The following is a 10,761-nucleotide window of genomic DNA, read 5'->3' on the forward strand; positions in this document are numbered from 1 at the left end:
CGGCACCCGTGCAAATGGAGAACCCCCTGTTCCGCCTCCCGGAACAGGGGGTTCTCGCACTTCCCTCCCCAGGGAAGAGCTCGGGTCACGGCGCCTGGCGGAAGCCTGCCTTCTCGGCGTCGGCCGTGGTGCGGAACCAGACGTCGGCGCGGGTCTCGCGGAAGTTCGCCGACTCGTCGGTGAAGTAGCGGCGACCGGTGAGGGTCGCCTTGACCTGGAACTCCGGCGCGGGCGCCAGGCCGTCGGACTTCGGCAGCACCGAACCGGGGCCGAACGGCGAACGCGGGTTGAACCCCTCCTGCTGGCCCTGGAAGCGGGTGCTGCCGGGCGCGGGCTGCCGGCCGCCGGTGCTCGGGCTGAACCCGACCGGGCGGGGGCGGACCGGGCGCGGTGGCGGCGGCTTGATGGGCTGCGGTGAGAGCGGTGCGGGAGGCGTGCGCTGGGCGCCCGTGGGCCGGGTGGGGCGCTGGGGCAGGCCGGTCGGGTTCATCGGCAGCGGGTTGCCGGCGAGCAGTTCGGGCGAGAGCGTGGGCACGAACGGCTGGTCGTTGCCGGACGACGGCGCCGGGCGGGTCTGCTCGGGTTCCGGCTCCTGCTCCTCGTCGGAGTCCGGCAGCGGCTCGAACAGGCTGCGCGGGCGGGCCGGCTCGTCCTTCTTCGGCTCCGCGGCCTTGGGTTCGGGCCGGGGCTCGGCGGACCGGGTGGGCAGGGACGGGTCGGCCGGGACGAACGTGGGCTCGAACGCCGGCGGCTCGACGTGCTCCGGCGCCGTCACCTCGGGCGCCGTCACCTCGGGCGCCGTCACCTCGGGTTCGGCCACGACCTCGGTCTCGACGACCGGCTCGCGCTCGGCGACCGGCTCGGGCTCCGCGACCGGCTCCGGCGCTCGCGACGGCTCGGGCAACCGGGACGGCTCGGCTGCCTCGGACCTCGGCTCCACCGGCCCGGCGTCGACCACGGCGCGGATGATGTCGGTCCGCGGCCCTTCGTTGCGGAACACATCGTCCCGGCGCGCTTCTTCTCGACGCGCCTCGTCGCGGCCTGCCTCGTCGTGCCGTGCGTCGTCGTGCCGTGCGTCGTCCTGGCGCGCCTCGTGCCGGCGGGTCTCCTTCTGGCGGGCCTCGTTGCGCGACAGCTCGTTCAGGAACGCCTCGTCACTGGGCGTGGCGCTGACGGTGGGCTCGGACAGCTCGCCCCGGGCCGACTCGACGTCCACGGGTGCGAAGTGGCCGGTCAGGTCGTGCTCGGGCCACACCTGCGGCTCGGGCTCCTCGGCCCGCCGCTGCTCGCCGTCCACCTCGGCGATGGCCCGCGCCAGCTCGGTGGCCGGGATGAGCGCCGTCTCCTCGGCCGGGGAGGGCCTGCGCTCCGGCTCGTCCTCCTCCTCGTGGCCGGCGGTGTCCACGTCCTCGTCGTAGACCTCGCGGACGGGCTCCTCGCGCCACACCTCGCGCGGCTGGAAGACCTGGACCTCCGGCGGCGCGGTCGGCTCGTCCTGCCGGGGTGCGACCTCGGCCACCGCGGCGGCCGGCACGGCCGGCATCAGCGTCGTCTCCTCGGCGGGCAGCTCAGGCTCGTCCTCGGGCCGGTGCGGCCGCGGCTTCGGCTCCAGCGTCTCCCGGCTGTCCTGGCCCGGCGCGAGCCGCTCGAACAGGCTGCGCGGCGGCTCGTCGAACTCGGGGAAGTCGTGCTGCTCCTCGAAGTCGGACAACGGCCGGTGCTCGTCGTCCAACTCCTCCAGCAGCGAGTCGCGCTGGTCGAGCTTCATGTTCGACACGTCGTAGCGGACGGGTTCGGCCGCACCCTCGAAGCGGGCGCGCTCGGGCGCGGCGACCTCGTAGCGCGCGGGCTCCGGCGTCAGCACGTCGTCCGCCAGCGAGCGGGACGCCTCGACGTGCCAGTTGTCGAACTCGTCACCGGGCTCGGACCTCGGTGCGACCGAGCCGGCCGCGGAGGTGGCGGCGGCGGGGCGTGGCGACGTGAGGAGGCGTTCCTCCAGGTCCTCCAGCTCTCGCTTGGCCGGGCGCACCAGGACCAGCCAGGTGAGCGCGACGCCTGCCACGAAGGACAGCAGGCTCCACAGCCACACCTGCCCGAAGAGCGAACTCACGGGAGACCCTCCCACTGCTGCTTGTCACACACCCCGACACGCTCCGCTTCCGAGCCTTCACCCGGTAGGGGAAGCGGTGCAAAACTACCCTGACCGCCGGGTCCGGCGCGTGGGGCCGGCCGGACCTGTGACCAGGGTTAGATAGTAGGCCACTCGGAGCAACTGACCAGCCAAAACGGCTGGCGTACAGTAGCCCGTGTGCCGCCGTTGACCAACGCCTCCAGTGTTGCGAAGGATGTTGACCGCACCAACCGGGGGATGGCTTTCGGCGTCGGCGCCTACCTGCTCTGGGGCATCGTGCCCGCTTACTGGCCGTTGCTGCAGCCCGCCGGATCGGTGGAGATCCTGGCTCACCGGATCGCGTGGTCGCTGGTGGTGATGGCGGTGATCACCGCCGCGCTCGGCCGCTGGGCGGGTATCCGCAGGCTGTCGGGTCGCGGCTGGCTGATGGTGACCGCCGCGTCCGTGCTCATCGCGGTCAACTGGGGCGTCTACATCCACGCGGTGAACACCGGGCACGTCGTGGAGGCCGCGCTCGGGTACTTCATCAACCCGCTGGTCAGCGTGCTGCTCGGGGTGTTCGTCCTGCGCGAACGTTTGCGCCTGCCGCAGTACGCGGCGCTCGCGATCGCGGTGACGGCGGTCGTGGTGCTGGCCGTGGACTACGGCAGGTTGCCGTGGATCTCGTTGGCGCTGGCCTGCTCGTTCGGGTTCTACGGGTTGCTGAAGAAGACGGTGCCGCTGGACGCGACGGCCAGCCTGACCGCGGAGAGCCTGGTGCTCGCCCCGGTGGCGGTGGGCTACCTGCTCTGGCTCGGGCCCGCCGGGACGTTCCACTCCGGTGGGTGGGGGCACGCGTTGTGGCTGGTCTCGGCGGGGCTCGTCACCGCGATCCCGTTGATCCTGTTCGGGGCGGGCGCCCGGCTCGTGCCGCTGGTGACCATGGGCATGTTGCAGTACCTGGCGCCGGTGCTCCAGTTCGCGTGGGGCGTGTTCGTGATGCACGAGCCGATGCCCGCGTCCCGCTGGTTCGGCTTCGCGCTGGTCTGGCTGGCCCTGCTGGTCTTCACCGTCGACGCCCTCCGCACCCGCCGCCGCCTCCCCCTCCCCACCCTCCCCTAACCGCGAGTCGAACCTTCAAGTCCCGCGTGTCCTACGTTCGCGTCGCGCGTGTCCTACGTTCAGAACACCCGAGTTCAACGCTCAGAACACGACCGGCCGTCCTGAGTGTTGAACTCGGGGTACCTGAACGTAGGACACGCGCGTTCTGAACGTAGGACACGCGCGTGCTGAACGTAGGACACGCGCGTGCTGAACGTAGGACACGCGCGTGCTGAACGTAGGACACGCGCGTGCTGAACGTAGGACACGCGCGTGCTGAACGTAGGACACGCGCGTGCTGAGGGTTGGACTCTCGTGGTTAGTGGGTGCGGGTGACGACGTAGTCGCTGACGGATTCGAGGGCGTTGCGGGCGGTGCCGGCCGGGAGGGCGCTCAGGGTGGCGCGGGCACGGGCGGCGTAGTCGTCCAGGGTTTGGCGGGCCCGTTGGAGGCCGGAGGAGGCACGCAGGAGGGTCAGGGCCTCGGCCACCTCGGCGTCGTCGGTGATGGGGCCGGCCAGCAGTTTGGCCAGGCGTGAGTCCGGCTCGTCCTGCAGGGCGTAGAGCATCGGCAGCGTCTTCACGCCCTCGCGCAGGTCGGTGCCCGGGGTCTTGCCCGACTCCTCCGACGGCGAGGCGATGTCGATGACGTCGTCGGAGATCTGGAACGCCGCACCGATCACGTCGCCGTACGCCCGCAGCGCCTCCACCTGCGCCGCGCTGACGTCGGAGAACATCGCGCCGAACCGGGCGGCGGTGGCGATCAGCGAACCGGTCTTCTCCTCGATCGTGGTCAGGTAGTGCGCGACCGGGTCCTCACCGGGCCGCGGGCCCATCGTCTCCCGCATCTGACCGGTCACCAGCTCGGAGAACGTCTCCGCGATGATCCGCGCCGCACCCGTGCCCAGGTCGGCGACCAGCGCGGACGCGTGCGCGAACAGGTAGTCGCCGGTCAGGATCGCGATGCTGTTGTCCCACTTCGCGTTGGCCGACTCCGCGCCGCGGCGCATGGTGGCCTCGTCCATGACGTCGTCGTGGTAGAGCGTGGCGAGGTGGGTCAGCTCGACGACGGCCGCCGCCTTGATCACGCTCTCCCGGTCCCACGTGCCGCCGAACTGGGCGGACAGGATGGTGAACAGCGGGCGGATGCGCTTGCCGCCCGCGCTCACCAGGTGCAGGGACGTCTCCATCACCGGGTGGAACTCGCTCTGCACGACCTTGTGCAGCAGCTCCTCCACCTCGGCCAGGCCGTCCTGAACCACCTCCGCGAGCACGGGGTCCGCAAACCGGAACCCCGTCCCCGCCCGCTCGCTACTGGTCACGGCTACAGAGCCTACGTACCACTAGAAGATGAACGTTCCGGCACCCGCCCAATCGAGGACATCGGGCGGGTAAACGCCGAGCACGAGCGTGACCGCCGCACCCAGGGTGATCGCGATCGTGGTGAACGCGCCGGGCACGCTCACCGTCGGGCCGTCGGCCGCGGGCTCGCTGAAGTACATCAGCACGATCACCCGCAGGTAGAAGAACGCCGCCACCGCCGACGCCACCAGCGCGATGACCACCAGCGGCGTCATGCCGGCCTCGATGGCCGCCGCGAACACCGCGAACTTGCCGACGAAACCGCTGGTCAGCGGCAGACCGGCGAGGGCGAGCAGCAGGAAGGTGAACACGGCCGCCGCCAACGGCGACCGCTTCGCCAGACCGGCCCACTGGGACAGGTGGGTGGCCTCGCCGTCGGCGTTGCGCACCAGGCTGACGATGCCGAACGCGGCGATCGTGGTGAAGCCGTAGGCCATCAGGTAGAACATCGTCCCGGACAGGCCCGCGTCGTTCAGCGAGATCGCGCCGATCAGCAGGAACCCCGCGTGCGCCACCGACGAGTACGCGATCATCCGCTTCACGTCGGTCTGGGTGAGGCCGAGGACCGCGCCGATCACCATGGACGCGATGGCCACGCCCCACAGCACGCCGGACCACTCCCAGCTCGACCGCTCGAACGCGCCGTACAGCACGCGCAGGATGCCGCCGAACGCGGCGACCTTCGTGCACGCCGCCATGAACGCCGTCACGGGCGTGGGCGAGCCCTGGTAGACGTCGGGCGTCCACGCGTGGAACGGGCCGACCGAGGCCTTGAACAGCAGACCCACGATCAGCAGGCCGAAGCCCGCGTAGAGCAGCGTGTCGGAGCGGTCCGTGGCGGTGGTGGCACTGGCGATGTCGGACAGCTTCACCGAGCCCGCGAAGCCGTACAGCAGGGCCACGCCGTACAGGAAGAACGCCGACGCGAACGCGCCGAGCAGGAAGTACTTCACCGCGGCCTCCTGCGACAGCAGGCGGCGACGGCGGGCCAGACCCGCCATCAGGTACAGCGGCAGCGACAGCACTTCCAGCGCGATGAACATGGTGAGCAGGTCGTTCGCCGCGACGAAGGTCATCATGCCGCCGAGCGCGAACAGCGTCAGCGGGAAGACCTCGGTCTGCATCTCCCGCAGGCGCAGCTGGTCGCGGGCGCCGACCGAGCCGGGCAGGATCGAGGCGTCCGCCACGAACGCGCCGCCCGGTTCGACGGACCGGTCCGCGATGAGCAGCACCGAGCCGAGGCCGAGCAGCAGCAGCGTGGCCCACAGGAAGATCACCGGCTGGTCCACCGCGATGGTGCCCGCCAGGGTGAGCTTGCCCTGCTCCAGCGTCTCGTCGGCAACCGCGTACGCCAGCAGCACCAGACCGGCGCCGACCAGCGTCAGGACGGTCAGCACGACCTGCGCCGCCCACCGCGAGGTCTTCGGCAGGAACGCCTCGAACAGCACGCTGAGGCAGGCTGCGCCGAGGACGATCAGCAACGGTGCGACGGCCCCGTAGTCGATCTCCGGGGCTTGCAGCCGCTCCACTTGCGAGAGGAACGTCGTCACGTCACTTGCCTTCCTGCGCGACCGGGTCGGCCACACCGACCTCGCTGAGCGTCGCCCCGACGGACGGGGTGATCACGTCCAACACCGGCTTCGGGTAGAAGCCGAGCACCAGGATCAGTGCCACCAGCGGCGCGAGCACGGCCAGTTCGCGCTTGTTCAGGTCGGGCACCGAGGCCTTCTCCGGGTCGACCGCCGCACCGGGGCCGCCGACCAGGTTGACCATCGCGGTGCCGCGCACCGGGCCCTGGAACACCCGCTGGTACAGCCACAGGACGTACAGCGCGGCCAGGACCATGCCGACGGCGGCCAGGACCGTGTAGACCGGCTCGTTCGGGTAGGAGCCGACGAGCACCAGGAACTCGCTCACGAACGAGTTGGTGCCCGGCAGCGCCAGCGACGACAGGCCGGCCACGAAGAACAGCCCGCCCAGCACCGGGGTGAGCTTGGCCATGCCGCCGTAGTCCTCGATCAGGCGCGAACCGCCCCGGGCCATCACCATGCCGACGACCAGGAACAACATGCCGGTCGAGATGCCGTGGTTGACCATGTAGAGCACCGCGCCCGTGCCGGCCTGCGAGCTGAACGCGAAGATGCCCAGCGCGATGAAGCCGAAGTGCGCGATCGAGGTGTAGGCCACGAACCGCTTCATGTCGGACTGGCCGACGGCGAGCAGCGAGCCGTACAGGATGCCGACCACGGCCAGGATCAGCACCAGCGGCGCGAGCTCCTTGCTGGCCGCCGGGAACAGCGGCAGGCAGTAGCGCAGGAAGCCGAACGTGCCGATCTTGTCCAGGATGCCGACCAGCAGCACGCCGGCGCCGACGGGCGCCTCCGCACCGGCGTCGGGCAGCCAGGTGTGCAGCGGCACCAGCGGCGCCTTGATGGCGAACGCCACGAAGAAGCCGAGGAACAGCCAGATCTGGGTGGACAGCGGCAGCTCCCGCGTCACCGTGACCAGCGTCGCCCAGTCGAACGTGCCCGAGCCGAGCTTGTCCGCGCTGACCACGTACAGGCCGATCACCGAGGCCAGCATGATCAGGCCGCCGAGCAGCGAGTACAGGAAGAACTTCATCGCCGCGTACTGCCGGTTCGGCCCGCCGAAGCGGCCGATCAGGAAGTACATCGGGACCAGCACGGCCTCGAAGAACACGTAGAAGACGAACACGTCGGTGGCCGCGAAGACACCGACCATGCCGGTCTGCATGGCCAGCAGCAGCGCGAAGAACCCGCCCGCGCTGCGGCCCTCGGGCAGCTTGTCGGCCCACGAGCCGCCGATGACGACCGGCACCAGGAACGCGATCAGCGCGATCATCACCAGCGCGATGCCGTCCACGCCGAACGACAGGTGCACGCCGAAGGCGGGGATCCAGTCGGCCGAGCTGGTGAGCTGCAACCGCTCGCCGCCCGGGTCGAACGCCGTCCACGCCAGTACGGCGAGCCCCAGCTCCACCAGCGAGAACGCCAGCGCGACCGTCTTGGCCAACCGGTCGTTGCCCCGCAGGAACGCCACCACCAGGCTGCCGACGAGCGGCAGCAGGAGCAGCGCGATCAGCGTCCAGCTCACGAGAACCTCACCATCAGCAGCGCGCCCAGGACGAAGACCGCACCCAGGAGCATGGAGAGCGCGTACGAGCGCACGAACCCGGTCTGCAACCTGCGCAGCCGGCCCGAGCTACCGCCCAGCAGCGCCGCCGACCCGTTCACCAGGCCGTCGACGCCCTTGTTGTCCACGAACACCAGCGCGCGGGTGAGCCAGGTGCCCGGCCGCGCAAACAGCGCCTCGTTCAGCGCGTTGCCGTACAGGTCGGCGCGCGCGGCGCGGACCGGGAACGACACCCGCACCGGGCGTTCCACCGGCTGCGGCCGCCGGCCGAACAGCAGGAACGCGATCAGCACGCCCAACGCCGACAGGCCGAGCACCAGGAAGTTCACCACGCTGTGCGAGAGCACGCCGTGCTGCTCCTGCAACTCGCCCAGCGACGGCGTGAGCCAGCCGGACAGGTTGTGGTTCGACTCGAAGAACCAGCCCGCGCCGACCGAGCCGACCGCCAGCACGATCATCGGCACCGTCATCGACAGGCCGGACTCGTGCGGGTGGTACTCGCGGCCGTCGGCCGACTTCAGCTCGGTGTAGCGGGGCTTGCCCAGGAACACCAGGAACAGCAGGCGGGTCATGTAGAACGCGGTGATGCCCGCGCCCAGCGCGGCCACGCCGCCGAACACCCAGCCGCGCCAGCCCGGCTCGCTGAACGCCGCCGCGATGATGGCGTCCTTGGAGAAGTAGCCGGACAGGAACGGGAAGCCGATCAGCGCCAGGTAGCCCAACGTCCAGGTGACGAAGGTGATCGGCATCTTCCTGGCCAGGCCGCCCATGCGCCGGATGTCGCCCTCGTCGTTCATGCCGTGCATGACCGAACCGGCGCCGAGGAACAGGCCCGCCTTGAAGAAGCCGTGCGTGAGCAGGTGCATGATGCCCAGCGCGTAGCCGACCGGTCCGAGGCCGACGGCCAGGATCATGTAGCCGATCTGGCTGACCGTCGAGTAGGCCAGCACCTTCTTGAAGTCGTCGTAGGCGCAGCCGATGACGCACCCGATCAGCAGCGTCAGCCCACCGATGATCATCACGACCAGGCGACCGTCGGCGCTGAGGTTGTAGATCGGGTTCGAGCGGGCGATCAGGTACACGCCCGCGGTGACCATGGTCGCCGCGTGGATCAGCGCGGAGACCGGCGTCGGGCCCGCCATCGCGTCGGGCAACCACGCCTGGAGCGGGAACTGGCCGGACTTGCCGCACGCGCCGAGCAGCAGCAGCAACGTGATGGCCAGCACCTCGGCCGACGAGAACTCGTCGACGCGGGCGAACACCTCGGTGAACTGGGTGGTGCCCAGCGTCTTGAACATCAGGAAGATGGCGATCGCCAGACCCAGGTCGCCGACCCGGTTCATCAGGAACGCCTTCTTCGCGGCCGACGCCGCTTCCGGCTTGTGCTGGTACCAGCCGATGAGCAGGTAGGACGCCAGACCCACGCCCTCCCAGCCGAAGTACAGGGTCACGAAGCCGTTGCCGAGCACCAGCAGCAGCATCGCGGCGACGAAGAGGTTCAGGTAGGCGAAGAACTTCCGCCGCCCGGCCTCGTGCGCCATGTAGCCGATCGAGTAGATGTGGATCAGCGACCCGACACCGGTGATCAGCAGCACGAACGTCAGCGACAGCGGGTCCAGGCGCAGCCCGAACTCCACGTCGAGCGCGCCGACCGGGATCCAGTCGAACAGGTGCAGCTCGCTGCTGCGCTGCTCCGGGGAGCGCGCCAGCGTGTCGAAGAACAGCGCGACCCCGTAAGCGAACGCGGCGATCACGGTGGCGCAGCCCAGCAGGTGACCCCACTTGTCGGTGCGCTTGCCACCCACGAGCAGCACGAGCGCGCCGAACGCCGGCAGGGCGAGCAACAACCACGCGAGACCGCCGATCCCGCCGGCGGCAATAGGTTCCGTCACCGGTGACCCCTCAGTACTTCAGCAGGTTGGAATCGTCGACCGAGGCCGAGCGACGCGTCTTGAAGATCGCCATGATGATCGTCAGACCGACCACGACCTCGGCCGCGGCGACGACCATCACGAAGAACGCCATCACCTGGCCGTCCAGCGCGCCGTTGATCCGGGCGAACGTGACCAGGCTGAGGTTCACCGCGTTGAGCATCAGCTCCACGCACATGAACACCACGATGGCGTTGCGCCGCACCAGAACGCCGACCGCGCCGAGGCTGAACAGCAGCGCGGACAGCAGCAGGTAGTACGTAGGGGTCACGACGACTCTCCCTTGAGCGCGTGCGCGTCGGCCTGGTGCCCGGTGCCGGACACCTCCGCGACGTCGTCGTCGAGAGTTTCCTTGGCGGTCGTCTCGATCAGCTCGGACAGGGACTCGGCGGCGACCGAGCCGTCCGGCAGCAGGGCGGGCGTGGCCACCGAGTTGGCGGTGGCGAACACGCCGGGGCCGGGCAGCGAGCCGGGGCGGTTGCCCCGGAAGCGCTCCTCGACCAGCTGCTTCTGGGTCTTCTTGGCGTCCTTGCCGGTGCGCGAGGTGAACGCGAGCACCATGGCGCCGACCGCCGCGGTGATCAGCAGCGCCGAGGTCAGCTCGAACGGGAACAGGTAGTCGGTGAACAGCGCCTCGCCGATGTTGGCGACGTTGCCGCCGTTCTGCGTGTTCTGCGCGGCCAGGCCGACCGGCTCCACGTCGGTCAGCGCGCGGGCGACCGAGGCGACCACGATGCCGGCGAAGCCGACGCCGATGACCGCCGCGGCGAGCCGTTGGCCCCGCAGCACCTCGACCACCGAGTCGGAGCTGTCCCGGCCGACCAGCATCAGCACGAACAGGAACAGCATCATGATCGCGCCGGTGTAGACGATGATCTGCACGAAGCCGAGGAACGGCGCCTGCTGCACCATGTAGAGCACGCCGAGGCTGAGCATGGTGAGCACCAGCCACAGCGCCGAGTGCACGGCGTTGCGCGCGAAGAGCATGCCCAGCGCGCCGGCCAGGGCGAGCGGGCCGAGGATCCAGAACGCGACCGCCTCGCCGGTGGTGACGGTGTCGACCACGCGCTGGACCTCGTCGGGCTGCTGGGCCAGGAGCATGAGG

At 70.2% G+C, this 10,761-nt stretch carries 8 protein-coding genes; 1 reads left to right on the forward strand and 7 read right to left on the reverse strand.

The annotated features are described in order from the left end of the window. Positions 1 to 85 precede the first annotated feature (85 nt). Positions 86 to 2,110, reverse strand: coding sequence for a sunset domain-containing protein (locus tag ACYVLT_RS28625; protein WP_461123284.1), 2,025 nt, complete (start codon positions 2,108 to 2,110; stop codon positions 86 to 88). 258 nt (positions 2,111 to 2,368) lie between these two features. Between ACYVLT_RS28625 and rarD the strand changes: the two genes are divergently transcribed. Beyond that, positions 2,369 to 3,232 (forward strand): EamA family transporter RarD, encoded by an 864-nt coding sequence (rarD, locus tag ACYVLT_RS28630; protein WP_461123285.1) that lies wholly within the window; start codon positions 2,369 to 2,371, stop codon positions 3,230 to 3,232. A 298-nt stretch (positions 3,233 to 3,530) separates the two neighbouring features. Here the strand turns inward: rarD and ACYVLT_RS28635 are convergent, their stop codons facing one another. From ACYVLT_RS28635 to ACYVLT_RS28660, 6 genes are read right to left on the reverse strand one after another with little or no spacing between them, the layout of a single operon-like run. After that, positions 3,531 to 4,532 carry a polyprenyl synthetase family protein gene (locus tag ACYVLT_RS28635; RefSeq protein WP_461123286.1) on the reverse strand — a complete coding sequence of 334 codons (1,002 nt, stop codon included), beginning with the start codon at positions 4,530 to 4,532 and terminating at the stop codon, positions 3,531 to 3,533. A 21-nt stretch (positions 4,533 to 4,553) separates the two neighbouring features. Further along, on the reverse strand, positions 4,554 to 6,122 hold the full coding sequence (gene nuoN / locus ACYVLT_RS28640) for an NADH-quinone oxidoreductase subunit NuoN (protein ID WP_461123287.1): 1,569 nt from the start codon (positions 6,120 to 6,122) through the stop codon (positions 4,554 to 4,556). A gap of 1 nt (position 6,123) precedes the next feature. Next, complete coding sequence (locus ACYVLT_RS28645) at positions 6,124 to 7,686, reverse strand: NADH-quinone oxidoreductase subunit M (protein ID WP_360452769.1); 1,563 nt, start codon at positions 7,684 to 7,686, stop codon at positions 6,124 to 6,126. Continuing rightward, the gene (gene nuoL / locus ACYVLT_RS28650; protein ID WP_461123288.1) at positions 7,683 to 9,617 is read right to left on the reverse strand and encodes an NADH-quinone oxidoreductase subunit L; all 1,935 of its coding nucleotides are present in this window, start codon (positions 9,615 to 9,617) and stop codon (positions 7,683 to 7,685) included. Before nuoL ends, ACYVLT_RS28645 begins: the two co-directional genes overlap by 4 nt. Before the next feature lie 10 nt (positions 9,618 to 9,627). After that, the gene (nuoK, locus tag ACYVLT_RS28655) at positions 9,628 to 9,927 is read right to left on the reverse strand and encodes an NADH-quinone oxidoreductase subunit NuoK (protein ID WP_015105349.1); all 300 of its coding nucleotides are present in this window, start codon (positions 9,925 to 9,927) and stop codon (positions 9,628 to 9,630) included. After that, a complete protein-coding gene (locus tag ACYVLT_RS28660) occupies positions 9,924 to 10,757 on the reverse strand; it encodes an NADH-quinone oxidoreductase subunit J (protein ID WP_461124142.1) in 834 nt (277 codons plus the stop codon). Before ACYVLT_RS28660 ends, nuoK begins: the two co-directional genes overlap by 4 nt. Positions 10,758 to 10,761 lie beyond the last annotated feature (4 nt).

This window comes from Saccharothrix stipae, from assembly GCF_054781895.1.

Excerpts from the sequence above, each read along its gene's own strand:
- ACYVLT_RS28660 (WP_461124142.1), bottom strand. The coding sequence starts at position 10,757 with ATGCTCCTGGCCCAGCAGCCCGACGAGGTCCAGCGCGTGGTCGACACC.
- rarD (WP_461123285.1), top strand. The coding sequence starts at position 2,369 with ATGGCTTTCGGCGTCGGCGCCTACCTGCTCTGGGGCATCGTGCCCGCT.